Source organism: Vagococcus fluvialis (assembly GCF_003337315.1).
Classification (GTDB): domain Bacteria; phylum Bacillota; class Bacilli; order Lactobacillales; family Vagococcaceae; genus Vagococcus; species Vagococcus fluvialis.
Genome location: NZ_QPJV01000003.1, coordinates 47,599 through 73,952, shown reverse-complemented (window position 1 = coordinate 73,952; position 26,354 = coordinate 47,599). Strand labels below are relative to the sequence as shown.

The following is a 26,354-nucleotide window of genomic DNA, read 5'->3' as shown; positions in this document are numbered from 1 at the left end:
TAACTTCATAAGCCAGCCTCTTTATTATTCTTTCAGCTGAGTTTTAGTTTAACTCTGGCCAAAAGTCTTTATTCGCTACAATTAACTCATCTAAAATATCTTTAGCAACTTTTGCGCTTGGCACAGTTTTTGATAACGTTAAGGCTTGCCATAGTTTTTGGTAACTACCTTCTATATAGGCTTCAACAACTAATTTTTCTACAGCTACTTGTTGTTCCATTAAGCCTTTTTGGAAAGTTGGAATTTCTCCCATTGATAATGGTTCAGGACCATTTTTACCAACTAAACATGGAACTTCTACCATAGCATCTTTAGGGAAGTTAGCAATTGCTCCATTGTTAGGAACAATCAATAGCATTCTCTCCATTGTATTAAAAGCAATCGCACTAGCTAAATCAACAATAAACGTAGCATGGGCACCGGCATGAAACTCAGTTCCAACAGCTGTTCCTGCTTCTACAATTTTTCTTGCAGTTTCAAAAACTTCTTTTTCACGTGATTCCATTACTTCATTAGCTCTTGTAAAGTTAGGATCAGAATGTTCTACTTCGTAATCTGGGTAGAAATAATATTTTAAATAAGTATTTGGCATTGTTTCTGGATCCAAAGCATATAAATCTTTCGCTTTTTTAAATGTTGCTTGCCAACTTGGATGTTTATGTTGGAAGTCTTCTGTTTCTAAAGCATAACCATTTTCTGAAACAAATTCTTTTAACTTCGGCATTAAATCATTACCTTGTTTGTCAGTAATATCTGTCCACCAACCAAAATGGTTTAAACCGTAATATCTAACATTCATATCTTTTCGTGAATCTAATTTTAAAATTTCAGCAAAAATAGTTTCGATTGCAATTGGCATATCACAAATATTAATGATTTTTGAGTTAGGTCTTAATCTTCTTGTTGCTTCAGCTACGATAGCAGCTGGATTTGAATAGTTAAGCATCCAAGCATCTGGTGAATATTTTTCCATGTAATCAACTAATTCAATGACTCCTGGTATAGATCTTAAACCATAAGCTAATCCACCAGGTCCACAAGTTTCTTGACCAACTACTCCATATTTTAATGGAATTTTTTCATCTTGTTCACGCATTGCGTATAAACCTACACGAATATGGGCCATACAAAAATCAATGTTAGTAAATGCTTCTTTAGGATCAGTTGTATATGAAAATTTGATGTCTGGATTTTTTTCTTGTAACATAATTTTACAAGCTTCTCCAATTGGTTCTTGTCTTTCAGCTAAATCATCGTATAATTTAATTTCACCAATTGGAAATTGGTCATTATGATCGGCTAACATTGCTACTATCCCTGGTGTATATGTACTTCCTCCACCTGCAATTAATATGTTAAATTTTTTCATTTTTATCATCCTATTCTTCAATATTTAAAGTTTGATCGACTAAATCTCTAATTTCATTAATTTTCATTCCATAAACAACTTGGACATGATTTGGTTTTCTTACTATTCCTTGAGAACCAGTTGTGATAAGTGCTTCTTCATTAATAATTGTGTCATCTTTCAAGTCCACTCTTAAACGAGAGAAGCAGTTTTCAACGGTCACAATATTTTCAGCTCCACCTAAAGCATCCACAATCGTTTGGCCTAAGTCATTGGTTGTATCTATTGAACTTGCTTCTGCTTCCACTACAGAAGTTGTACTATCTACTGCATCAATTGCTAATTCTCTGCCAGGTGTTTTCAGATTCATTTTCTCAATCATAAATTTAAACACAAAGTACATAACCGCAATTTCCAATAAGCCAAGTAGAACAAAAATTGGCCAGTTTGTTCTTTCAACACCTGCTGGTATATTGAATACTAAAAAGTCAATAATCCCATTAGTTGCACTAACATGTACATTTAACATATAAGATAGCATTTGGAAAAATCCATCTATAACAGAATAAACTAACCATAATAATGGTGCTGTAAAGATAAACATAAATTCTAAAGGCTCTGTTATTCCGACTAAAAATGAAGTTAAAGCATTTGGAAAAATAGTCGTTTTAACTTTTGCTTTATTTTGAGGATACGCAGTCTTATAAAAGGCTAAAGCAACACCTAAAATACCAAACATTTTAACCATTCCGTATACTAAGAAACGAGCAGAATCTGTCAAAGTCGTAATAGATGGATCTGCAATCTGAGCTAAGAAAATAGGTTTAGCTCCAACAAATAGTTCGCCATTTATTAACTCTTGCCCACCCATACCTGAAAATACAAAAGGTGACCAGATAAGGTGATGAAGACCTGTTGGAATTAAGAAACGATTTAAAAAACCGTATAAGAATACACCAAAAGCTCCTGCACTTGCCATTAACTGAGTTAAGAATGTAATTCCAGCTTGAACAAATGGCCACAAATAAGTAATTCCTAAAGCAAAGCCACCAATAATTGGAATTAAAACAATTAAAACTAATTTACTATTACCATAAATTGCAAAAGCACCTTTAAAGTTAGTATCAATGAACTTGTTATGAATATAAGCAACTAAACAACCTAAAATAATTCCTAAGAAAACACCCATATCTGTTACTTGATAGCCTAATACAAAGGTTTGACCACTGCCAAATAATTCTGAATTATTAGCTCCTTCTGCGAGTCTTTGCGTTAAATTCAGCCAAGTTGTATTAGCATTTAAAAACATCAAGAAACTCATAACAGCAATAATTGCAGCTTCAGCTTTTTTCTTTCTTGCCATACCATAAGCAATTCCCACACAGAAAATTAAACTTAAATTATTCATGATTGCCCATAATATACTGGAAACAAATTTTCCAATCATATATACAGTTGATGTATCACTAAAGAATGCTGTGTTTGTAAAAATACTACTAAAAGCAATTCCTAATCCTACAATTGGTAAAAATAGAACTGGTCCAATCATTGCTTTTGAAAATTGCTGCATCTTATTAACAATTTTATTTTTCATTCTCTTTTTCCTCTCCCATTTGGTTCAACCTTATTTGCGCAAATCTGTGATTGACAAACAAATCATAGCACGATTTTTTTTAAAAAAAAGTGCTTTCACTTATTTGAAAAAGTATTTACTTAATAGTAAACATGTTATCCATTTTTTCAGAAAACAGAAAAAGCTTCAACAAATAACAATAACATGTTATCTATTGAAGCTTAATTAGTTGCTCTAGAATTTAGATATTCAAAGAAAAATAAGCAAGCAGAATAAAAATAATTCTGATTTTTATTTTGATCATTAAGCAAATAATCGTTTTTTATTATAAAAGAAACGTCTGCCAAATCAGTTAAGGTTGTCTCTTTTTCACCTGTGAAAAGAACAATGGTATGATTATTTTTCTTAGCCCTTTGAGCTATTTTTATAATATTTCCAGTTTCCCCTGATTGAGATATTAAGACAACTATTGCCTCACGATCACTTTCTTGTTCATAAACAGCAAATAAATCAGTGAATATACAATCAAAGCCATTTACTAATAATTTCATGCAAATATATTCCGCAATTGGCTTCGAGAACCCACTTCCTGTTAAGTAAATACGTAGATTTTGTTTCTTAGCTACTGCTAACAAATCAACAAATGTTTCGACAGATATTTCCGAAATTTCTGAGAACAAATCGCTATTAAAAATCGAAGATAAAGAATTCTCATCTTTGTTATTCAGGTTTTTTTGTATAAAATATAATCGGTAAACCATATCAGTGTAACCTGTATAGCCCATTTTTTTAGCTAATTTAACAACAGTAGCTGGTGACGAATAATTTTCACTCGCTATCTCTCTAACACTCATTTCAAGACTTTTTTCTGGATCTATCAATATCTTTTTTAAAATAGATGTTTCTGTATCTGTTAACTGATAACGATTAACTAACTTATAAATATCTATTTCCATAAGACATCCCCTTTTAGTAAACTATTTAATTTATTATAGCATATACTGAATAGGTGGTTTTTTGAGTTATTTAGAAATGCCTATTACAATTTTTTTCTAGAATTCAGCAAACAAAGAAGATACCTATAAAAATTAAGATTCTTCTTTGTTTTTTTATATGTATGATTTACTATTTACCAACCTAGCTATCTATAGCTACGGATAATACTAACGCTTAGTTTATAAGATAATACTCAACACCACTCCGAATATAATCGGTATCATCACTTCAATAGTTACTTCTAACCACCTTAATTTATTATCTAAAAACGTATTTCCTACTTTATATTCTTTCGGTAATGTTTCTCCTAAAGCTCCAGCACAAATAATTGTCAATATAGTAATTACAAATCCTACATCTCGATTCCACATAAAATAAAAAAAGAGTGTTAATAATATCGTTCTGACAATTTTTATTGTTTTAACCTGTTTTATAGACACTGAAGTCCTCCTTAACAAAAGAACTTAATATTTTTCATTATATCATGACTCAGTATAATCAAACTTCTGTTAAATAAAAAAAGAGACTAACTTTTAAAGTTGATCTCCTTTTCATTCTTTACGGTATAAACTCCCCACGTTTAAAAGCAGCCAATATTTCTCTTACTTCATCTGTTGACTTTGTTCCCATTAATTTCACACGTAAATCACTTGCTCCTGGGAAACCTTTAACATAAATCTTAAAGAAACGATGTAAGCCAACGATTGAACGTGGGACTAATTCACCGTATTTATCTTGTAAATCAATTTGTAAATTCAGTAAACCAAGTAACTCTTCTGAAGTATGCTCTTTAGGTTCTTTTTCAAAGCAATAAGGATTCTTAAAGACACCGCGGCCAATCATAATCCCATCTACTCCGTATTTCTCAACCAGTTCTAGTCCCATTTGACGGTCTAAAATATCTCCATTAATCGTGATTAAAGTATTTGGTGCTACCTCATCACGAATTTTCATAATCGCTGGAATCATATCAAAATGAGCATCTACTTTACTCATCTCTTCTCTTGTTCTTAAATGAATAGACAGATTAGCAATGTCTTGTTTTAACAAATGTGTAATCCAAGCTTCCATCTCTGATAATTCTTTAAAACCAAGTCGAGTTTTCACGCTAACTGGGAGGCCTCCAACTTTAGCTGCTTCGATTAATTCTGCTGCTGTTTCAGGACGAAGTATTAAACCACTTCCCTTACCTCTATCGGCTACGTTTGGCACAGGACATCCCATGTTAATATCGATTCCTTTAAAGCCCATCTCTGCCATTCCAATACTCATTTCACGGAAAAATTCAGGTTTATCTCCCCAAATATGGGCAACAATTGGCTGTTCATCCTCAGTAAAAACTAAACGTCCACGTACACTGTCACGACCATCTGGATGACAATAGCTGTCTGAGTTAGTAAATTCTGTAAAGAATACATCTGGTGCTCCTGCTGTTTTTACAACATGGCGAAACACAACATCAGTCACATCTTCCATTGGTGCTAAAATAAAAAAAGGCTTTGGTAATTCTGCCCAAAAATTGGTTGTCATTATATATACTCCGTTTCTCTTAAGACTAATTTTCTTTGCTTATTATACTAAGAAAAACAAGAAGAATCAAAAAGGAGCTATCAAGCTCATATCAAATTAATAAGTCAAATATAATCTCTTTACTGTCTCTAATATTTTCTTTTCTCTCTTTCAATTCCTGAGCATCAATTTCATTTACATAGTATAAAAACTGATAGAATTTTTTTAGTGCTGCTATTTGTCCGTTAAAACCATAATCAGACATAACAATTCCCTTATCAATTAACCAATAGAAATAAATCGTTAAATCCGTTCCATCCCCTAAAGGTGTGTAAAGAACTGAAAACATTAAAAAATCCATAAAAACACTAGCATTATCTGCATGTCTTCTCACCACTTTGTTAGATAAATTTTCTTCCTTCTCAAGATACGTTATAAATCCATTCACTAAGTTTTCAGAATGACGTATATAATCTTGTTCTAACGTCATAGGATCTAGTTCTTCACACTCAACTTTGTTGCTTTTTTCTTGCCATACAGAAAAATCGTCCCAAGTTTTATCAATTTTGACTTTTCCATTAACAAGTAACCCTTCGTTCGAAATCGGCTTTTCTTCCCCGCTTAACCAAGCTTTTAATTCCCTGAAAGGATAAACATGTTTAAGAGAAGATACGGGTACTTCATTTAGCCAAGAAGCTAATTTGGTAGGTGACAAAGCTTTACGTTCTTCAAAAATATAATTTTCTAGCATTAAAATAAAATGATTAGAAGTACTTGTCACTTTTCTGTTATAACCAGTCGCGACTTCAATTTCCCCTAGCTGCTCTAAATAAGGATCTGTTAAAGATGTTAGAAAGTCATCTGTTTTTAACTGTATTTTTAGAGCCTCACTAATAAGTTTATCTAATTCTTTTTTTCTAGTAGCGTTGACATCGGGGATCAGAATCGTATAAAGAGAAGCATCATTCACTAACAATAACATTTTCTTTCGATTCACATTAAAGTAATTAGCATGCCAACTGTTTAATGGATTTTGATTGGAGTGTATTTTAGCTTCATCTACATCTTTTGACGGTGTTAAGTAACTAAATAATGGTAATGCTTTTTTAGTAGCATGAATAATCATATTTACCTCTCCTTTTTAAATGACTGAATTAACAACAACAAATGTATTTTTAATTTTTACACTTTTATAGTAACATAGATAATAGAATCACAGAGAAAGAAGTTGACACTGTTGAAAAAAATAAGCCAAATCAGAGACAGACTAGTCTTTAATCATTTAATTAAAGCTTGTTATGGATTTAGCTAGCTCCTTTTATCACATACCTTAACTAACATAAATTAAAAGGAGTTTATGATGAAGTATTACGATGATATTCGCAAATTAGATGGCACAAAGATTTTGTTTATTGGTAAGGGTGTTTTGATTGGACTAGCCGTTGGTTTAGTTGTCAGCTTATTTAGACTCGCTATCGGTTTTGTCTCACACCATTTAGATACTATTTATTATTACTTAAAGCAACACCCTATCGCTATTTTAGGCTGGATCCTGATCAGTTTGATGGTGGCTTATATTCTTGGCAGATTAATCAAAAGTGATCCTAATATTAAAGGGAGCGGGATTCCACAAGTCGAAGGACAATTAAGAGGCCAGCTGAGTATTAATTGGTGGTCCGTTTTGTGGAAAAAATTTGTTGGAGGCATTCTCGCACTTGGTATGGGACTATTTCTTGGACGTGAAGGCCCATCAATTCAACTAGGTGCGGTTGTTGCTCAAGGTATTGGAGAACACACAAAGACAACTAATGCTGAGAAAAAAATACTTATTTCTAGTGGTGCTAGCGCTGGTTTATCGGCTGCTTTTAACGCACCTATTGCTGGCTTGTTATTCATCTTAGAAGAAGTTCACCACTCTTTCTCACCTCTTGTTTTATTAACAGCTTTTTCAGCGACTATTACAAGTAATTTTGTTTCGATGCACTTTTTTGGCCTACAACCCACTCTCTACATTGGAGAACTGGAAACATTACCTTTAAAATATTACTGGACGTTAATCATTTTAGGGATTTTAATCGGTACCCTAGCAATAGGCTATCAACAGGTTCTTTTATATTCGTCAAAAATATTTCAAAAGATTCCGAAATTACCTTCCTATTTTTATGGTGTCATACCTATTTTATTGGTTATTCCCATTGGGTTATTTCTTCCTAGTTTACTGGGAGGAGGACATGACATCATTATTCAATTAACTACTAATAACTTCAGCATTTTAATACTGATAACGTTATTTATCTTTCGTTTTTTATTTTCCATGATTTCTTACGGATCTGGCCTTCCAGGTGGTATTTTCTTACCTATACTAAGTTTAGGGGCCATTATCGGCGTCTTATTTGGTACTATTTTAACCCAGACTATAGGCATTGATAGTATATATATTAAAAGCTTTCTCATTTTAGCTATGGCTGGCTATTTTTCAGCTATTAGTAAAGCTCCTTTGACCGGTATGATTCTAATCACTGAAATGGTTGGTAGTTTTTCTCATTTAATGTCTATAGGAGTGGTCGTACTTATTAGTTATATCACCGTTGACTTCTTAAAAGGTAAACCTATTTACGAATCATTATTAGAAAACTTAGTTACTTCAGATGAGGAGGATATTAAAGGTTCGAAAACAATTATTGAGTTCCCAATTATCGTGGAGAGTCTATTTGATGAGCAGATGGTTCGAGATATTAACTGGCCAAGCCATATGCTTCTAACCTCTATAAGACGCGGAGAAAGTGAATTTATCCCTCATGGAGATACTCTGATTCACTGTGGTGACGTCCTTATTATTCTAACTGATGAAGGGCTAGCTGAAAGTTTGAAACAAGATTTAATCATGAGAAGCCATTCTTCATAAAAAAGCTTTTCCATCGGAATATGATTCCTTTGGAAAAGCTTTTTTATTATTCCATATCAAACAACTGAGTGTTTTTCACGTCTTCAATAGTTTGTGTCCCTGCTAATTGCATCACACGTTTTAAGTCAGTTTCAAAGTATTCTAAAACTGATTTAACACCTTTGTAGCCACCTAAAGCAAGTCCAAACAATACTGGACGACCGACAGCAATAATATCTGCGCCACTAGCTAAAGCTTTAAAGATATGTTCCCCACGTCGCACACCACTATCAAATACGATTGGTACTTGACCAGCAACAGCTTTAGAAATTGCTTCAAGGGTTTCAAATGAGCCTGGTGCTTGGTCTAATTGACGTCCACCATGGTTTGATACCCAAATACCTGAAGCTCCTGCTCCAATGGCAAGTAACGCATCTTCTGGTGTTTGAATGCCTTTAACAAAAACAGGTAAACCAGAATATTCAGCGATGAATTTCACATCTGCTGGCTCAATTTTTTGTTTTGATTGAGCGTAAATATTATTTAATGACATGTTCTTACCAGAACCTGTTAAGTAACGAGAAACAATTGGCATACCAAATGGGTAAACAAATTTATTCGTAATATCACGCTCACGATTACCACTTAAAGTTGCATCAGCCGTTAAAATAATCGCTGTTGCACCATCTTGTTTAGCTTCATCTAAGATGTTTTTATTCATTTCTTCATCTTTACTCATATAAATTTGGAACCAACGTGGATTACCATTTAAGCCTTTATCAATCTCTTCAAAAGTTGCTCCTGAGTAAGCACTGATTGACATAATTGTGCCTCCAAATTCAGAAATACCACGCGCTGTTCCAGCTTCTTTAGTCGCATGAGCTAAGCCGTGCGCTGCGATTGGCGCCATAATAAATGGTACTTTTAAATCATGTTCAAAAATTGATGTCGATGTATCTGGATTTTCTACATTGGCTAAAACACGAGGTAAGATACCTTTTTTATTCCATGCTGAGTCATTACGTTTTAAAGTAAATTCTTTTCCAGATCCACCTGCCATATAATCAAATCCACCCTTAGGTACAACGTGACTTGCCGCTTCTTCTAAGTGATAGGTACTGATTACTTCGATTTCTTGTTCGATTGTTGGTGCATCATATGTGATTTGTTCTGTCATTTGAAACCCGCCTTATCATTTTTTTATTTTAAAAGAATAAATTGGTAATCGGTCCAGTTAATGGCGCAAGGATAACAACAGTGATACCTGTAATTACAATCGATAAGCCTGACATAGCTCCTTGGATTTCACCAAGTTCAATCGCTTTTGAGGTTCCTACTGCATGGGCTGAGCTACCAAAAGCCACACCTTGTGCAACAGGGTCTGTAATATTAAATACCTTCATAATCCATGGGCCAACTAGGGAACCAACAACACCTGTAAAAACGACTACAGCAACGGTTAAGGAAACAATGCCTCCTAATGCGCTTGAAACATCAACTGCAATAGCAGTAGTAATAGATTTTGGTATTAAAGTCATGACTAGATTTTTATCAAGTTTCAGTAAAATTGAGAAGAAATAAATCATCGCTGTATGGAAAATAACCCCTGTTAAAATTCCCACTAAAATCGCTGGATAATATTTTTTAAAGTACTCAAAATTTTGTTCCAACTTAATTGCAAGTGCTACTGTAGCTGGGGTAATCAGTAAACTAAATAATTGCCCACCTTGCTCGTAAGTTTCTAATGGAATATTGAATAACATCAAAATACCAATAATAATCGTAATTGAGAATACTAATGGATTAAACAATGGGTTTAGAGGCCATTTCGCTTTTAGTTTTCCACCTAATAAATAAAGACCAGCAGTTAATGAAATCCACAAGAAGGGGCTCGTTGCTAACTTACTTAACATGAGTGTCTCCTCCTTTTCTTTCTTCTAAATGATGTTCCATACTTAGTAAGGTCTTTTTATCAAACTTACGCTTCATTGTTTGAACCACTTTCCCTACAAAAGCCATCATTAAAGCAGTAGTTACAACAATCACTAGAAGTAATTGCCACCAAGTATCAGCTAGTGTGTCGAAATTAGCCATCAAACCAACTCCTGCAGGAACAAAAAAGATTCCCATATTATTGGTTAGCCATGTTCCTACCTCTTCAACTGACTTCATTGGTACTACTTTATAATGAAGAGCTAAAAAGAGTAACACCATTCCTATCACACTACCAGGCACTACCATGACATTTAATAAAAGAAGAGAAATCATTTCTCCTAAAAATGCGAATAGCATAATGATAAATATTTCCTTGATCAACTTCACAAAAATCCGTCCTTCCATTACCTGTAAACGTTTTAACGAACTCAATATATCATGCATTTCTATCTTTGGATAATACCGATTAATTATGTTATCATAAGTAAAATTTATGTTAACAGAAGAATGATATGTTTTACTTATGATACAAAAATCACAAGCAAAGGAAGATTCAGATGAATATCAAAGATTTAACTTACTTTAATCATTTGGCTAAAACTCTTAGCTTCACTGAGACAGCATCCTACTTCTACATCTCACAGCCATCGATTTCCATGGCAATTAAACGCTTAGAAGAAGAGTTAGATACTCTTTTAATAGATAGAAAAAATAATCACAAAAAACTCGCTTTGACCGAAACAGGTCTTATATTATTAAAATACTCAGAGCAAATTATCACATCAATTGAACAAGCACATGAAGAAATTCATGACTTTAATCATCAAATTGTTTATTTTGGACTTTTGCCAACAATTGGCGGTCACTTTATGCCTCAGCTTTTACCAAAACTTGGTAAATACGCTGATTCACTCAAACTTATTGAAGAAGAAAGTTCTGATGCGATGATGGAACTTGTTAGAGATGGAGAAGTTCCTTTAGCAATTATTGCCAGCGATTTTTCACCAGTGGATCCGTACCACATTATGCAAATTCCTCTTCAGCAAGAAGAGATGTCTGCTTGGGTTTCGGTAAATAATCCTTTAGCTAAAAAGAAACGTTTATTAATTAGCGACATTAAAAACACTTCCTGTATCTCTCTAGAGAAAGGATACCTTCACGAGCGCGTCTTTCAAAAATGGTTGGATGATAATCACATGAAAAAGCCCCAAGTTCTTTATACTAAAGAAATTCGGACTGCCGTATCGGTAGCTTCTTCAACTAATATGGTTGCTTTTATGAGTGATATTATTGTCCCAAAACATGCGCCACTTGTCAAAGTCCCAATTGAAAATGCTCCAAATATTTTAATCAGCTTAATTGTTAATCAAAGTCGTAATTTTAATCAATTTCAAAAAAGCTTCAATGATGCCGTCGTTGATTTGACAAAAGGAATAGGATAAAAAGACTATGAGATAGGTAACTAAACTTATCTCATAGTCTTTTATTAGTATTATTTCAAAAATTTCTCTAACTGGAAATCATGTTTATCTAAGACAATACGTTCATTCCAAATACCAGCCTTTTGTAGTACTGTAATGTTTTCTGTTAAGAAATCATCACTTCCGACAATATAAAAAAAGGCTGTTTTATCTAATGCCAATAATGATAAGGCATCATAATAAGCTTTGCGACTTGTCACTGACTCAACACTGATTCCTTTGGCTTTATCAGATTGAAAAATATCACCAAATAAAAAGTCTCCAGTTGAATCCACATTTAGTGAATGGATACTCGCTACCCCTGAATCATCTTTTAAATAATCCAGTAATAGTGGTCTAAATGTAGCAATTCCTACTCCTGATGATAATAAGTAAATCGGACGGTGTTCTCTTTTTAATGGCATATTTGTTGATGTTTTAAAAAGAGCTACTTTTTTACCAATACCTTCACTTCTTAAAATCGACTTAAACTCAGAACATTCTTCTTTAACTCTTGTTGTAATACCAATCGCTTCTTCTTCGGGTAAAGTTGAAATCGACATATGTCTGACTAAACTTCTATTTGATTTCTCCCCTATATTAAATCCTTCTAAAGCAAAATGCGTATGAGCACCAGCTTTCTAAGTAAACTCTTTTGGGCATTCTAAGATGTATGTATTTATTTCAGATGTTTCTTTTATAATATCTTTAACTTTTGTCCAAAAAATTTCCATTTGTGACCCTCTTTTCTTTTAAAAGTCTTCGCTATTAAATATGCACCAACTGATAACGATTCTCAATATCAACAAAAAGAAAAGAAGCTATGAAAGATATAAAACCATCCACATAACTTCTGAAAATAGGTTTAAAGAAAAACAAGCCAAAAGTTTTCTCTAAACTAACTATTCTAAATTTATTCCATGTCTCCTGGCCATGAACCCATACCACCTAAAATATTGGTCACATCATAACCTTGGTTACCTAAAAATTCACCTGCCATTGCTGATCTTGAACCTGATTGGCAAATTAAGAAATACGGTGTTTCTTTTTCTAACGTTTCAAAGGTATCTCCAATCTCACTTAAAGGTAAATTAATAGCCCCTGGAATGTGTCCCATTTCGTATTCAAATACTTCTCTCACATCAATAATAGCTAATTGACTTCTTTTTGCCTCTTGATAAAATTCTGGCATTCCCATTGATTTAAACATCTTTTTTCCTCTTTTCTTATTTTCCTCGAACAACTGATCCGCGCCATTGACTCATACCACCGCGAACATTTACTACATTATAGCCTTTATTTTTTAATGTTTTTGCTGCCTTTTTACTACGCATTCCTGACTGACAAATGACATAAACATCTTTTTCTTTACCATTGTAGGTATTCATTTTGTCTAGAGGCTTACTAATAGCTTGATGAATGTGCCCACCTTTAAATTCTGCTTGCGTTCGTACATCTAATAATACTATTTTTTCAGATAACTTGTCTTCTAATTCTTTTGTTGAAATGGATGGAATCTTGTTGAATAAACTAAACATAATAATTATCTCCTTGTCTTCTATATACCTTATAGGGTATATTAAACAGGTAACAACTTATTTTGTCAACAAATTAAACTTACACATATTAAAGGAGAATTATGATGAAACAAAAAATATTAATTATTGGCGGTGTTGCAGGGGGAGCTACTGCTGCAACACGTTTAAGAAGGCTTAGTGAAGAAACAGAGATTATTCTTTTTGAAAAAGGAGAGTTCATTTCTTTCGCTAATTGTGGTTTACCTTATCATGTTGGTGGTGTTATTAAAGACAGAGATGACTTACTTTTACAAACCGTAGAGGGTATGAAAGATCAATACAACATTGATATCCGAAATTATTCCGAAGTCACTTCCATTAATTATGAGAAAAAAGAACTAACTATTCATCACTACCCAACTAATAAAATCTATCAAGAAACATTTGATAAATTAATTATTTCAACAGGAGCAAAAGCCTTTATTCCTCCAATTAAGGGCATTGATTCAGCTTTAAATGTATTTAGCTTAAGAAATATTCCTGATATGGATCAAATCAAACATTATATCGAGACTCAAAATGTTCAAACAGCTACTGTTATTGGTGGTGGTTTTATTGGTTTAGAAATGATGGAGAATTTAAAAGAACTTGGCATTCACGTCCAATTAGTTGAAATGGCTCCCCAAGTTATGCCCAATATTGATATAGAAATGGCACAACAACTTCATACTCAAATTAATTTACATGGTGTTGATTTATTCTTAAATGACGGTCTAAAAGAATTTCAAGAGAATGGTAAGCAATTACTACTTACTAGTGGAAAAGTCCTTCAAACAGATATGACTATCCTTTCAATTGGTGTTATTCCAGAAAACACTTTAGCTAAAGAAGCTGGAATTGAACTTGGATTTAAGCAAGCCATTAAAGTTTCCGAAAATTTCGAAACCAATCTAGCTGATATTTATGCGATTGGTGATGTGATTGAAGTGCCCGATTTTGTTGATCAATCACCGACTAATATTCCACTTGCTTGGCCTGCTAATCGTCAAGGCCGTCTTGTTGCTGATATTATTAATGGTTTATCTATTGATTATTCAGGAACTCAAGGAACATCTGTTGCTAAAGTATTTGAATTAACAGTTGCTTCAACTGGTAATAGTGAGCGTCTATTAAAAAATAAAGGAATCGACTTCACAGCTATTCACATACACCCTAATTCACACGCTGGGTATTATCCTAATGCCAGTCCCATCCATTTGAAATTATTGTACGGAACAGATGGAAAAATTTTAGGAGCTCAAGGAATTGGAACAGATGGTGTTGAAAAAAGAATAGACGTGATTGCAACTGCTATGAAGTTAGGGGCAACTGCTGATAAATTAGCTGATTTAGAGTTAGCGTACGCTCCGCCTTATTCAAGTGCTAAAGATCCTGTTAATATGCTAGGATATACAGCCGATAATATTCTTCACCAAAAAGTTAATACCTTTCAATGGTATGAAGTTGATAACTTAATAGAAAAAAATAGTTATTTCTTAGATGTGAGAGAAGACTTTGAATTAGCTACTGGTGAAATAAATGGCAGCCACTTGATTCCTTTAAATCAACTTCGAAACCGTTTAGATGAGTTACCTAAAGACGAAACTATTTATATCTATTGCCAAGTCGGACAACGAGGTTATAATGCTGCTAGAGTGTTAATGCATCATGGTTTTACAGTAAAAAACCTAGATGGTGGATACAAAACATATAAAATAGCTAACTATCAGTTAACAGACCGACATATACCGGAATCAAAAAAAGAAACTCTAAAACAACAAACAACATCTACTAAACAACCAGCTTTTGAAACAATTGAAGTAGATGCATGTGGATTACAATGTCCTGGACCTATTTTAAAAGTAAAAGAACAGATGGATAAGATGGCACAAGGCCAACAAATGATTGTTCAAGCAAGTGATTTTGGATTTCATGCAGATATCGAGGCATGGGCTAAAAATACTGGCAACACGATTATCGATAATCAGATCAAAGACGGTAAAGTAGTTGCTACTGTTGCAAAAGGTAACTTAAATCTAGACCTATTACCAGAAGAAGGAAAACTGATTGAAGGGAAAAATGGGGCGACTATGGTAGTCTTTAGTGGTGATTTAGATAAAGCTTTAGCCTCCATGATTATTGCCTCAGGAGCTGCTGCTATGGGAAAAGATGTTACTCTATTCTTCACTTTTTGGGGATTAAGTATTTTAAAACAACAAAAAGTGAAGAAAAAAGGATTAGGAAAAATGTTTGATATAATGTTACCAAATAGTGCCAACAAACTTCCTATTTCTAAGATGAACATGGCTGGCCTAGGTTCAAAAATGATTAAAACAGTTATGAAACAAAAAAATGTTGAATCCTTACCAACAATGATTAAAAAAGCTAACGAACTTGGTGTGAAATTTGTCGCTTGTACGATGAGCATGGATATCATGGGGATTGAACGTGACGAATTATTTGATTTTGTAGAGTTTGGTGGCGTTGCAACTTATTTAGGTGACAGTGAGCAAGCGAATTTAAATCTCTTTATTTAATCAACTTATTTTTCCATTTCCTGATTAATAGACTATACTTGTAATAAGTTAGATTATTTTTAGGAGGTAATCACATGAAAGCTATTGAGATGACTGAGTTTGGAGACGTAGGTGTTTTAAAATATGTGACTAAAGAAATTGCCCCACTTGGAAAAGAACAAGTTAAAATAAAGTTGTACTACGCAGGTGTGAATCCTGCTGAAGCTTATATTAGACAAGGTGGATATGCCTTTTTTAATCCACCACTACCTTATACACCAGGTTTTGATGGAGCGGGGGTCATTGAAGAGGTTGGAGAAGGCGTTACTAATTATAAAATAGGCGACCGGGTATTTATTGCTTCGGCTTTAGGAGAATTTTTCACAGGTACTTATGCTCAGTGGATGATTACCTCAACTGACTCGATTAGACATTTAGGTGAAACCACTAGTTTTGAAACTGGCGCTGCACTTGGTATTCCAGCAACGGCTGCTTACCGTGCGCTATTTCAAAGAGGGCAGCTTAAAAAAGGTGAACGTGTGTTAATTCACGGTGCTTCAGGTGGCGTGGGCATACTGGCTCTTCAAATGGCTAAAGATGCTGGAGCTTATGTTATTGGAACTGCTGGTAACAAAGAAAACATGGAGAAAGTTAGAGCTAATGGTGCTGACTTAGTTCTAAATCACAACGAAGAGGGTTATCTAGACAAGATAGACGGTGTGGATTTAGTTATTGAGATGCTAGCAAATGTGAATCTAGAAAAAGATTTAGAAGTCTTAAATACTCGTGGACGTGTGATGATTATTGGTAATCGCGGTTCACTTGATTTTAATCCCAGATTAACTATGGCTAAAGAAGCGGATATTCGTGGAATTGCCATTTGGAATGCTACTCAAGTAGAGCGAGCTGAAAGTTTAGATGCCATTGAAGAGTATCTTACTAAAAAGGTTTTAAAGCCTGAGATTGGACCTATTTATGCACTAGAAAAAGCCTCTCAAGCACAACATGATATTATTCATGAAGCCTCAAAAGGAAAAATACTATTGAAATGTAATTAAAAAGAACTCTTGATTGAGTTCTTTTTTAGTGAATAAATGGAATTAATTTTTTCTGACTTAAAATTTTATCTGCTTCATCAGGATAATTTTTCTTAATGTAGGTCACTTGGCGTGGAATTTGTACGAATGAAAAATCTAACACTTGTTGAGCCATAATCACAACAAAAATTTAGAGATGATAAAGAATTCCGCCACACAGTACGCTCTATTTGGGCTAATTTTGTTAATTCAATTCACTAATTAAAGCTGAGATTAAAGTTGCCACGTTTGTTATACCTGTATCATCAATTCCTTGACCAAAAATAAAAGCTGTTATCAAATTCTTTTTCTAAAAAAAGTTCTCTAGCTGCTACTTGGATTTTTTCTTGTAATTCTTTCTTTTTTTGCTCTCTTAGACTCATTGGTTTACTCTTTCTCAAAATTATGAATAGGTTCATGAATATAGTATAAAAATATTTTTTCGTCAACTTTAGCGACTTTTTCCACTTACAAAACCTTTTAAAAGATTGCTAGTCCAATCTGTGGTACTCTTAAGCTATCAAGATAACGGAGGAGATCACATGTCAAAAACAATTACATTAAATAATGGTGTAAAAATGCCTTTTATCGGATTAGGTACTTGGCAAGTAAAAGACCCAGAAGAAGGAATCAACGCTGTTAAATGGGCGATTGAAGCTGGTTATAAAGCGATAGATACAGCGGTTGTTTATCAAAATGAGGCAGCTGTTGGAGAAGGAATTAAACAGTCTGGTATTAATAGAGAAGATTTATTTGTTACAACAAAAGTTTACAATGATATGCAAGGTTATGATGAAACTCATGCTTCTTTCAATGAAAGTTTAGAACGTCTACAACTTGATTATGTGGATTTATATTTAATTCACTGGCCAATTACTGAAAAATATCACGAAACTTGGCGTGCGATGGAGGAAATTTATGAATCTGGTCGTGCTAAAGCGATTGGGATTTCAAATTTCCACCCACAACACATTGAAGATTTAATGACCACGGCTAAAATCAAACCAATGATTAACCAAATTGAGCTCCATCCAGGTTTAAATCAAAAAGATTTAGTAGCTTATTGCAAGGAAAGAGATATTGCGATTACTGCTTATTCACCACTTGGTCACGGTAGCTTACTAGAAAATTCAGTGATTAAAGAGATTGGAGAAACTCATAATAAATCGGTTGCTCAAGTTATTTTACGCTGGGATATTCAAAACGGCATTACAGCAATTCCAAAATCAATTAATAAAGACCGTATTGCTGCGAATTTAGATGTTTTTGACTTTGAATTGTCAGATGACGAAATGGCAAAAATTGACGAGCTTCACACTGGTGAGCGTGTTAATAAAAATCCAGATATTTTTGTGATTGAGAAATAAATCTAATCAAGATATTCGGTGATTGGAGAAAAGGCTAAATCAAAGTCAAAACACTCAAAAAGAATTACAAAATTTCAATTGCTGTGAATATGAATAAAAGTAAAAAGGCTAGGCAATCAGATTTGCCTAACCTTTTTCTTGACTGTGTGGTGACTTCACACCTTATACTCTCTTTATTACTTAATAGGAGTGATTGACATGAACCTTTTAATTCAATCAGGAACCAACTATTCAAAAGAAAAATTAATCGAACCATTAACAGAACTAATATTAGCGGGTTTTGAAGCCAAATTTACCCACCACTTTTTTACACAAGAAGAAGCACGAAACATTGCCACTGCACTTAGTACCTTTCTGTCATCAGAAAAGTCAGAAAACTTAATCATTGCAGAAAAAAATCAAAAAATCTGCGGCTGCTTGTATGTTATTACTAAACATGAAAGCTCAAAATTATTAACACATTACTTGAAACAAAATTTCTCAAAAGCTAAACAGGCAAAAGTCTGGCTTTTACTTGGCTTTTTATCGCACCAACCAAAAGAAAATGAATTACATATTGATTTCATTGCCGTCTCACCTGTTTTTAGAGGATTAGGCATTGGCCGAAAGCTGATTAATTATTGTAAAACTCATTGTGAGGAGGATTTTTTAACACTTCACGTAGCTAAAAACAACGCTAATGCAGTTCATTTGTACCATTCAGAAGGCTTTGAGATTGATAAGGATTTAAGTAGCTTGATTGGAAGTTCCATGACAGGAATTAAAGAATGGTGGTTTATGAGGTGTGGGGATGAAACTCTTTTATAACCTTATATTAAGAACGTATGTTTGACTTTTAAAAAATGATAGCATATAATAATTAAGTCTTCTTATGGTTCAAAAAAATCAAAAAGAGATCTATAAGTCTTTTAAAAGAGTTATAGATGTCATTTTTTTAGGTGGATATATATAATGAAAATTAGTTATAAACCTTTATGGAAACTCATGATAGATAGAGATATCAAGCAAAAAGACTTAAAAAGAGAAGCAAAACTTAGTTCTAGTACTATCCAAAAGTTAAGAACAAATCAAAATGTAACAACTGATGCTTTACTAAGAATTTGCATATTTTTAAATTGTAATATTTCAGAAATAGTAGAGTGTATAGAGGAGAATTAATATGACAAATGTATTAGATTTATTTTGTGGTGCCGGAGGATTGAGCTTAGGCTTCAGAAATGCAGGATTCAATATTTATGGCGGTGTTGAATTTGATGATGCTGCTATTGAAACGCATACATATAATTTTGAAACAAAATTTCATTTTCATGGAGATATATCTTCTATTACTAACGAAGATATATCAAAACATTTAGTAGGGAATATTGATGGAATAATTGGAGGGCCACCCTGTCAAGGTTTTAGTGCGGCTAATCGATATTTAAAAGATGAAGATGATCCAAGAAATCATCTGTTTTTCGAATATTTACGTTTTGTACGTATAATTAAACCTCAGTTTTTTGTTATAGAAAACGTCCCCCAAATCCTAACACGTGATAATGGATTCGCAAAAGACAGAATATTGAGCATAACTAAAAAACTAGGATATGACGTTCAAGTGAAAGTCTTATCCTCTGCAGATTATGGTGTACCTCAAATCAGACGACGAGCATTTTTCGTTGGTTTAAAAGAAGATTTAAATAAGTCATTTGATTTCAATAATTTAAAACCTATATTTAAAAATACTACAGTATCAGATGCTATAATTGATTTAGAAGAATTAGAATCGGGTAAAAGTGGTAATACTCTAATGGGAAGTAACCTAAGTGAAATTCAAAATTATTATTTTGATCCTAATTCCCTTACCATAGAAAACCATGATATTTCTGTTCACAATGATAAAGTTGTCGAAAGAATAAAACATGTCCCTCAAGGAGGTAATTGGAAGGATGTTCCTGAGTACCTTTGGGATACAACTAGAGACAATCGTCATTCATCTGCATATAGAAGATTAAACTATAATGAACCCTCTATCACGATAGACACAGGGCATATGAATTATTTCCATCCAAAATTTAATAGAGTTCCAACAGTTCGTGAGTCTGCACGAATTCAATCTTTTCAGGATTCTTTTATTTTCAAAGGCACTAAAACTCAACAATTTAGGCAGGTCGGAAATGCAGTGCCTCCTTTATTGGCTCAAGTAATTGCGGAAGAAATTAAAAAAATTTTAGAAATATAATAATAGATACGTACTAGGAGTGTAATAATGAAAATTATAGATTTATTTTCAGGTGCTGGTGGCCTTAGTTTAGGATTTGAACAAGCTGGTTTTGAATCTGTACTGGCTATTGATAAATGGAGTGACGCGATTGATACCTACAATTTTAATCATAAAAAACCAGTAGGAACGACAACTGATATTCATGAATTTACTAATGAACAATTAATAGAATATAAAAACATAGGAGTAAAAGGAATCATCGGAGGGCCTCCTTGTCAAGGTTTCAGTATGGTTGGGACTCGAAGTACTAATGACCCAAGAAATTCATTATACATTGAATACGTAAGATTTGTTGATATAATTCAACCTGAATTTTTTGTTTTAGAAAATGTTAGTGGACTTCTTAGTTTAAATAATGGAACTTACAGGGAAGATATTATTCAACAATTTGAATCTATAGGCTATAATGTATCGTTTAGGCTACTAACAGCTTCTAATTATGGAGTTCCACAATCTAGAAAGAGAGTATTTTTCGTTGGCCTCAAGAAAGATATATTTCCATCGGAATTTTTTAATTTTGATGAAATGATTACAAAAAATATTGTTACTACTAGTGATGCAATTAGCGACTTACCTGTTCCTGCACAAGATAGAGAACCAATTGATTATATTCACGATCCAGTTAACGATTATCAAAAGTTTATTCGCAATAATTCTGAGAAAATACATAATCATGAAATAACTAGACATACTCAAAAAACTATTGATATTATTAAAATGGTTCCAGATGGTGGCTCCATAAAAGACTTACCAGAAGAATATTATAAAGTTAGAAATTATAACAATGCCTTTAGACGTATGAATAGTTCATTACCTAGTAACACGATTGATTGCGGACATAGAAATTATTTTCACTATAAAGAAAACCGTGTTCCTACTGTTAGAGAATCTGCTAGAATACAGAGTTTTCCAGATAGTTTTATCTTCCAAGGTTCTAAAACTAGTCAATACACGCAAGTAGGGAATGCTGTTCCTCCTTTATTAGCATTTTCAATTGCCAATCAAATTATGAATATGTTAATAAAATAATATACAAAAAAATAAAGTGTCTATTTGAGATACTTTATTTTTTTATTTTTGATATAATTAAATAATAAAATTGAAGGGTAGGTAATTAATCAACATGAATATAACAGACTCGATTTCTTTAGGTAACAGTTTTTCAAAAAATAAATTAGACATTAAAGGATATATTATTGAAAACTCTCCAACAACCGGAGGAGGTCAAGGTAGTTATAATATCCCACAAGAATTTTTTGATAACGCATTAAATCACAATGTTTTTGAAAATACTAATCTCACTCAATCTGATCTAAGGAATATTGATCCTGATAGTCACTTAGATAAATTTTTTATATTGTCTTCTAACTATTCTCTAGAGTTGGGTAATCACATTCTTACAATTTTAGATACAGATAACTCTGTTCCAAGAAATTTATTAATTGTTGCTGGCCCTAATTCAAAATTGCAAGTTAGGCGAAAACATTCAAATAAAATCCCTACTCTTCCAGATGAACGCGATTTTTCTTGGTTTAAGAAGCTCTATGACTTAACTTCACGTCCAGGAGAAATTAATCTGATTATTGATACACAACTACATACTCTAAAAATTGAATATACTCCTCTTCCTGAATTTGAGAATATAAATTTAGTCAGAGAAGATACTGAAGAAATCCTAACAACATTAGATCAACCGCACCAACAGATTTTCTCAGGTGCACCTGGCACAGGAAAAAGTTTCCAACTAAAAGAATTAGCTAACACCCATTTTATTTATGGTAATGATATAGCTTTTGAAAGAGTGACCTTTCATCCAAGTATGAGTTACGGACAATTTGTAGGCGTTTTTAAACCTTTCCCTACAGACGGAGATAAAGATTATCCTATAACATATAGATATATACCTGGACCGTTATTAAAACAATTAGAAAAAGCCTATATGAATCCTGATAAAAGGTTTCTACTTTTAATTGAGGAAATTAATAGAGCTAACGTTGCTGCAGTATTTGGTGATACTTTCCAATTACTAGATAGAGAAGATGGGGAAAGTGTGTACCCTATCTTTATATCTGAAGATTTGCAAACTCATCTAAAGAATAAAGATACAGGTATATTAAAACAAGATTCTACTATACGTGATGATATACGAGATAAATTAGAAAATGAAGGATTATATTTTCCTAATAACTTCTATATTTGGGCCTCTATGAACGGGGCAGACCAAGGGGTTATGCCTATAGATACTGCTTTTAAACGTCGTTGGGATTTTGTTAAATTTGATGTCAACCATTTAAGTTCTGATGAAGAAGTATATTTTAGTAACAAGACTATTTATTACAAAAATATTCAAGAGCCTTTGCTATGGAATGAACTTAGAAAAAAAATTAATCACAAAATGCTACAAGAAAGAATTTCTGAAGACAAGTTAATGGGACCTTACTTTATATCAAAAAATATCATGGATAAAGGTGAGAAAGAACTAACTAAGGCCTTCGAAACAAAAGTTTTAATGTATCTCTTTGAAGATGCAATTAAAATGAGAAAAAGAGAATTTTTTAATCCTGACTACATTACAGACAATGAAATGTATTATTCAAACATCTGTACTCAGTTTAGAGAACATGGTCCAAATATCTTTAATGATATTCATTTTGAATAGGAGGCACCTCTATGTCTCTAGTAATACTAAAAGAATTAGAAGCATATACAGTTGGGACTAATACTGAACAAGACTTAATTGCTAAATTAGGCCTTGTTCATGATCCAGAAAAATTCGACTCCATTTTAAATGAACTAACTAGAACTACATATATTAAGCATAGATTCCCCCACTTAGGTATAAAAGATTTAACAATGATTGACCAAGAAGATGATAATGAGGGTATCGATGAAAAACTAAAAAATGAAGAGACTTATCAGTTTACCTACGTTGGGATTATTGTTATAAGAAATATTACTATCGTTATTTATCCAAAATATATTGATAATATTATAGAGGATAAAAATAATAGTTTTTCTAAATTCAGACAAATCATTAAAGTTATTTCTAAATATAAACATAGAAGAATTCAGGAATTATTACTCACAGAGGGATCCGCTCCAGAAGATGGCAACAAGTTGGCAATTGCCATTCAATTAATTGAACATTTTCATCATTATGGCTTATACCAAACTAATTTGTCCTTAATAGAGACGGATGGAGAAGGCCCCATACTTTGGGAGAAAACAATTAACGAGTTACCTGTAATCCTCTCTGGAAAATTTCCTATCTATCCAAATATTTATACAGAAAATATTCATTTAGATGAGCTGAATATTGTAAGACAAATACAACTAGCTATTCTTTTCAATATCTCTCAAGAATTCGAAGATACACTAGGGATTTTAGGACTCTATTTAGATGTTGAAGAAAGTTCTATCATATCTGATTTAAATGATTATACATTTCTTATGGACTCTCTCGATAAAGAGTTTAACCAACAATTTGTCACTCATCAAATTGAACTTTTACATTTATTAAAAATGTATCTTGCTATAGAAAACAAAGAAAATAGCATAACCAAAGTTGAATTATATGGAGTTCCAAAATTTGATAAAGTATGGGAGGATGTTTGTCAATTAGTCTATCGAAATGATCTAGATGAAACATTAGCTTCATTAAAAGATAAAGGTGTTATCATTCCTGATAAATATGCTAATGAATTAGATACAAAATTGAAGAATGCAGTAGAAAAACCTAAATGGATAGTAGATAACAGAGATTACGAGGGTAGTCCATTGAGATTAGATGTTCTTTCAATCACGAAAGATGAATTCCATATATATGACGCAAAATATTATTTAATTGATATCATCGATGGTAAATTAGTACATAATCCTGGGGTTAATGATGTTATTAAACAATATCTATACCAACAATTATTTGCAGAATTTATTACAAAAAACGATTATAAAGAAAATATAAAAAATACTTTTATTATGCCTGGAGAGCTAGGTGATCTAGATGAAATTCATTTCGGATCAGTTAAAATGGATTTATTCCCTTCAAGCACATATGCCACTCTCGATGTTATAAAAAAAGACTGTCAAAAAATATTTTCAGAATACTTAAGAAAAAACTAATACTCTTCTAGATACAATATTTACCACCATATGACAACAAAAACAACGATCTCCTATTCCAAGATATGAGGATCGTTGTTTTTTTACTATTACTTTTTGTTTTCTGATAAATAAAAAACTTTTGAAGTATATTTATTAGTAATATTCATAACGTTATAAATAAAGTTATTCTACTTCAATGTTTATTTCTGATTAATTCTTTTTACATCCCTACTCATAATAAGCATCCTCCCGCTTAGCTTCTTCAATCTCCCAATCATCTAATATATGATCCCAATCTTCAACATTACCTTCAGTAATAATCACATCTTTTGGTTCTATTTTAGGAGCTTCTGATGATTTGATAACTTCCTCAACTACACTACTACTTTCTATTGTCACCTCAGGCTCTTCATAAATATCATTAGCAGAAAGACAAAAACAATTCCTATACCAATCCCTAAAAAAAACTTCTTCATAAAATTCATTAATAAACTCCTAAATAATATATTTTATCTAATTAAATATAACATTTGTTTTATTAGTTCTTAAAACTTCTTTCTGAAATCATTATCTTTCTAATTAATCGTTAATTAAAGAAGCTTACATTTGACTAAATAACACTCTATCGTTAAAATTATATATATATTTAACGATAGGAGGTAGAGAATGACTTATAATAAACTAGAAAAAATGATATTGTCACCTGATTCTATGAAGGCCGAATATAACAAGAGATTTAATTCTCCATGTACGATTCGTAGCGATTCATTACCACAAACAATAACTCATCTAGACTTACCTTTATTTATCTACAATTTACCTAGGCTTACCTTTTTGATTAGTCAGGTCTACAAAAATTCAAATCAACTAATACACCACTATTCAAAATTAGATCTAATAGAACAAGAAGAATTAATTGATTATCTATTAACTGAAGAACTGGTAGCTACTAGCGAATTAGAAAATACTACGCTAAAAAGAAAAAAAATTAGTCAATTTCTGCAACAACTTAAAGAAAAACGCACTAAGCAGCCAGAAAATTCACTCGTCTCATTATATTTTTCACTAACAACAGAAAATCAAAATCATATAAAATCTTTTATTTCTGACAACCTAGATAGCTCAACTAAAAATCTCTATTCATTTTTAGAAAAAGATGACGATAATTTCCCTAAGATTTTAAGAATTTTTATATTTCATTACCTATTTATAAAATCATTACCCAATCAGCAAGATACAGCCCGTTTTATTTATTCTTTTGAACTTTCAAAAGAGTTAGACATATTATCAGCTCTTCTAGTTTCACAAGGCATTGTAAGTAATCAAAAGCAATATTTATTATCTTTTTCTACACTAGATAATCCTGAAAATTTTAATGAAGCAACTTTTTATGTAATCGATCAGCTGACTCTTCTCATTAGTCAACAACAAAAATTAATTGAGAAACTCGAAATAAACCATTATTTACGATCTAAAGTAACAGAACAACTTCAGAGTGAGCTGCAAAAAATACCTTTTGCTTTTGATGTATTTGAGGTTTACTTTGACCATGCTCTTTACTATCCAAAGGAACTTCTTTCTAGAAAAAGTATTCTCTCTTTTGCTCATAAAAATATATCCCCTTATATGATGAGAAAAATTGAAGCTTTATTACTAGAAAAAAATTTAATTGAAAAACGAGGAGAAAAACCTGTTACTTATCGCTTAAATCCAAAAGTTATCGAAGCAATCACGCTTATCAAAAAGTAAATAATTTAAACAATAAAA

Annotated in this window: 26 protein-coding genes; 12 read left to right on the top strand and 14 right to left on the bottom strand. The window is 32.5% G+C overall.

Annotated elements, in window-relative coordinates:
* Positions 1-43: 43 nt before the first annotated feature.
* From DFR54_RS04030 to DFR54_RS04005, 6 genes are all read right to left on the bottom strand, one after another.
* Positions 44-1,369 (bottom strand): 6-phospho-alpha-glucosidase, encoded by a 1,326-nt coding sequence (locus DFR54_RS04030; protein ID WP_114289016.1) that lies wholly within the window; start codon positions 1,367-1,369, stop codon positions 44-46.
* 10 nt (positions 1,370-1,379) lie between these two features.
* On the bottom strand, positions 1,380-2,942 hold the full coding sequence (locus DFR54_RS04025; protein WP_114289015.1) for a PTS transporter subunit EIIC: 1,563 nt from the start codon (positions 2,940-2,942) through the stop codon (positions 1,380-1,382).
* Positions 2,943-3,142: 200 nt separating this feature from the next.
* The gene (locus DFR54_RS04020) at positions 3,143-3,877 is read right to left on the bottom strand and encodes a MurR/RpiR family transcriptional regulator (RefSeq protein WP_114289014.1); all 735 of its coding nucleotides are present in this window, start codon (positions 3,875-3,877) and stop codon (positions 3,143-3,145) included.
* 219 nt (positions 3,878-4,096) lie between these two features.
* Complete coding sequence (locus tag DFR54_RS04015) at positions 4,097-4,357, bottom strand: hypothetical protein (protein ID WP_114289013.1); 261 nt, start codon at positions 4,355-4,357, stop codon at positions 4,097-4,099.
* Positions 4,358-4,475: 118 nt separating this feature from the next.
* Entirely contained in the window at positions 4,476-5,447 is a 972-nt protein-coding gene (locus DFR54_RS04010) for a tRNA dihydrouridine synthase (protein WP_114289012.1), read from the bottom strand.
* Between the two features lie 91 nt (positions 5,448-5,538).
* The gene (locus tag DFR54_RS04005) at positions 5,539-6,552 is read right to left on the bottom strand and encodes a DUF6933 domain-containing protein (protein ID WP_114289011.1); all 1,014 of its coding nucleotides are present in this window, start codon (positions 6,550-6,552) and stop codon (positions 5,539-5,541) included.
* 234 nt (positions 6,553-6,786) lie between these two features.
* Here DFR54_RS04005 and DFR54_RS04000 point away from each other — a divergent pair, with 234 nt between their 5' ends.
* The gene (locus DFR54_RS04000; protein WP_114289010.1) at positions 6,787-8,331 is read left to right on the top strand and encodes a ClC family H(+)/Cl(-) exchange transporter; all 1,545 of its coding nucleotides are present in this window, start codon (positions 6,787-6,789) and stop codon (positions 8,329-8,331) included.
* 46 nt (positions 8,332-8,377) lie between these two features.
* On the opposite strand, the gene DFR54_RS03995 is transcribed toward DFR54_RS04000, so the two are convergent.
* The 3 genes from DFR54_RS03995 to DFR54_RS03985 are packed head-to-tail and all read right to left on the bottom strand — an operon-like array spanning position 8,378 to position 10,632.
* Complete coding sequence (locus DFR54_RS03995; protein WP_114289009.1) at positions 8,378-9,487, bottom strand: lactate oxidase; 1,110 nt, start codon at positions 9,485-9,487, stop codon at positions 8,378-8,380.
* Positions 9,488-9,515: 28 nt separating this feature from the next.
* Entirely contained in the window at positions 9,516-10,223 is a 708-nt protein-coding gene (locus DFR54_RS03990) for an LrgB family protein (RefSeq protein WP_086340861.1), read from the bottom strand.
* A complete protein-coding gene (locus DFR54_RS03985) occupies positions 10,213-10,632 on the bottom strand; it encodes a CidA/LrgA family protein (protein WP_114289008.1) in 420 nt (139 codons plus the stop codon). The genes DFR54_RS03990 and DFR54_RS03985 overlap by 11 nt, the downstream gene beginning before the upstream one ends.
* 170 nt (positions 10,633-10,802) lie before the next feature.
* Here DFR54_RS03985 and DFR54_RS03980 point away from each other — a divergent pair, with 170 nt between their 5' ends.
* Positions 10,803-11,687, top strand: a complete 885-nt coding sequence (locus DFR54_RS03980; RefSeq protein WP_114289007.1) for a LysR family transcriptional regulator — start codon at positions 10,803-10,805, stop codon at positions 11,685-11,687.
* Positions 11,688-11,737: 50 nt separating this feature from the next.
* Here the strand turns inward: DFR54_RS03980 and DFR54_RS03975 are convergent, their stop codons facing one another.
* The 3 genes from DFR54_RS03975 to DFR54_RS03965 all read right to left on the bottom strand — a co-directional run bounded on the left by DFR54_RS03975 (position 11,738) and on the right by DFR54_RS03965 (position 13,243).
* Positions 11,738-12,268: a ferredoxin reductase domain-containing protein gene (locus DFR54_RS03975; protein ID WP_240913521.1), complete on the bottom strand. Its 531-nt coding sequence runs from the start codon at positions 12,266-12,268 to the stop codon at positions 11,738-11,740.
* Positions 12,269-12,618: 350 nt separating this feature from the next.
* Entirely contained in the window at positions 12,619-12,915 is a 297-nt protein-coding gene (locus DFR54_RS03970; RefSeq protein ID WP_086340856.1) for a rhodanese-like domain-containing protein, read from the bottom strand.
* 16 nt (positions 12,916-12,931) lie between these two features.
* The gene (locus tag DFR54_RS03965) at positions 12,932-13,243 is read right to left on the bottom strand and encodes a rhodanese-like domain-containing protein (RefSeq protein ID WP_086340855.1); all 312 of its coding nucleotides are present in this window, start codon (positions 13,241-13,243) and stop codon (positions 12,932-12,934) included.
* A 104-nt stretch (positions 13,244-13,347) separates the two neighbouring features.
* On the opposite strand from DFR54_RS03965, the gene DFR54_RS03960 reads away from it, so the two are divergent.
* Together DFR54_RS03960 and DFR54_RS03955 are read left to right on the top strand one after the other, a co-directional pair.
* Positions 13,348-15,798 (top strand): DsrE/DsrF/DrsH-like family protein, encoded by a 2,451-nt coding sequence (locus DFR54_RS03960; protein ID WP_114289006.1) that lies wholly within the window; start codon positions 13,348-13,350, stop codon positions 15,796-15,798.
* Positions 15,799-15,872: 74 nt separating this feature from the next.
* On the top strand, positions 15,873-16,835 hold the full coding sequence (locus DFR54_RS03955) for an NADPH:quinone reductase (RefSeq protein WP_114289005.1): 963 nt from the start codon (positions 15,873-15,875) through the stop codon (positions 16,833-16,835).
* Between the two features lie 25 nt (positions 16,836-16,860).
* Here DFR54_RS03955 and DFR54_RS13450 read toward each other — a convergent pair whose 3' ends face one another.
* A complete protein-coding gene (locus DFR54_RS13450) occupies positions 16,861-16,989 on the bottom strand; it encodes a hypothetical protein (protein WP_282957094.1) in 129 nt (42 codons plus the stop codon).
* Between the two features lie 406 nt (positions 16,990-17,395).
* On the opposite strand from DFR54_RS13450, the gene DFR54_RS03950 reads away from it, so the two are divergent.
* The 7 genes from DFR54_RS03950 to DFR54_RS03920 all read left to right on the top strand — a co-directional run bounded on the left by DFR54_RS03950 (position 17,396) and on the right by DFR54_RS03920 (position 24,605).
* Positions 17,396-18,220, top strand: coding sequence for an aldo/keto reductase (locus DFR54_RS03950; protein ID WP_114289004.1), 825 nt, complete (start codon positions 17,396-17,398; stop codon positions 18,218-18,220).
* 198 nt (positions 18,221-18,418) lie between these two features.
* Positions 18,419-19,027, top strand: coding sequence for a GNAT family N-acetyltransferase (locus DFR54_RS03945; RefSeq protein ID WP_114289003.1), 609 nt, complete (start codon positions 18,419-18,421; stop codon positions 19,025-19,027).
* 144 nt (positions 19,028-19,171) lie between these two features.
* Positions 19,172-19,378, top strand: a complete 207-nt coding sequence (locus DFR54_RS03940; protein WP_114289002.1) for a helix-turn-helix domain-containing protein — start codon at positions 19,172-19,174, stop codon at positions 19,376-19,378.
* Position 19,379: 1 nt separating this feature from the next.
* Complete coding sequence (locus tag DFR54_RS03935) at positions 19,380-20,441, top strand: DNA cytosine methyltransferase (RefSeq protein ID WP_114289001.1); 1,062 nt, start codon at positions 19,380-19,382, stop codon at positions 20,439-20,441.
* A gap of 27 nt (positions 20,442-20,468) precedes the next feature.
* On the top strand, positions 20,469-21,512 hold the full coding sequence (locus DFR54_RS03930) for a DNA cytosine methyltransferase (RefSeq protein WP_114289000.1): 1,044 nt from the start codon (positions 20,469-20,471) through the stop codon (positions 21,510-21,512).
* Positions 21,513-21,606: 94 nt separating this feature from the next.
* Positions 21,607-23,142 carry an AAA family ATPase gene (locus DFR54_RS03925; RefSeq protein ID WP_114288999.1) on the top strand — a complete coding sequence of 512 codons (1,536 nt, stop codon included), beginning with the start codon at positions 21,607-21,609 and terminating at the stop codon, positions 23,140-23,142.
* An 11-nt stretch (positions 23,143-23,153) separates the two neighbouring features.
* The gene (locus tag DFR54_RS03920; RefSeq protein WP_114288998.1) at positions 23,154-24,605 is read left to right on the top strand and encodes an LlaJI family restriction endonuclease; all 1,452 of its coding nucleotides are present in this window, start codon (positions 23,154-23,156) and stop codon (positions 24,603-24,605) included.
* A gap of 210 nt (positions 24,606-24,815) precedes the next feature.
* Here the strand turns inward: DFR54_RS03920 and DFR54_RS13205 are convergent, their stop codons facing one another.
* Complete coding sequence (locus tag DFR54_RS13205; RefSeq protein ID WP_170126914.1) at positions 24,816-24,986, bottom strand: hypothetical protein; 171 nt, start codon at positions 24,984-24,986, stop codon at positions 24,816-24,818.
* A 267-nt stretch (positions 24,987-25,253) separates the two neighbouring features.
* Between DFR54_RS13205 and DFR54_RS03915 the strand changes: the two genes are divergently transcribed.
* Positions 25,254-26,336, top strand: coding sequence for a DUF4172 domain-containing protein (locus DFR54_RS03915; protein ID WP_114288997.1), 1,083 nt, complete (start codon positions 25,254-25,256; stop codon positions 26,334-26,336).
* The last annotated feature ends 18 nt before the right edge of the window (positions 26,337-26,354 follow it).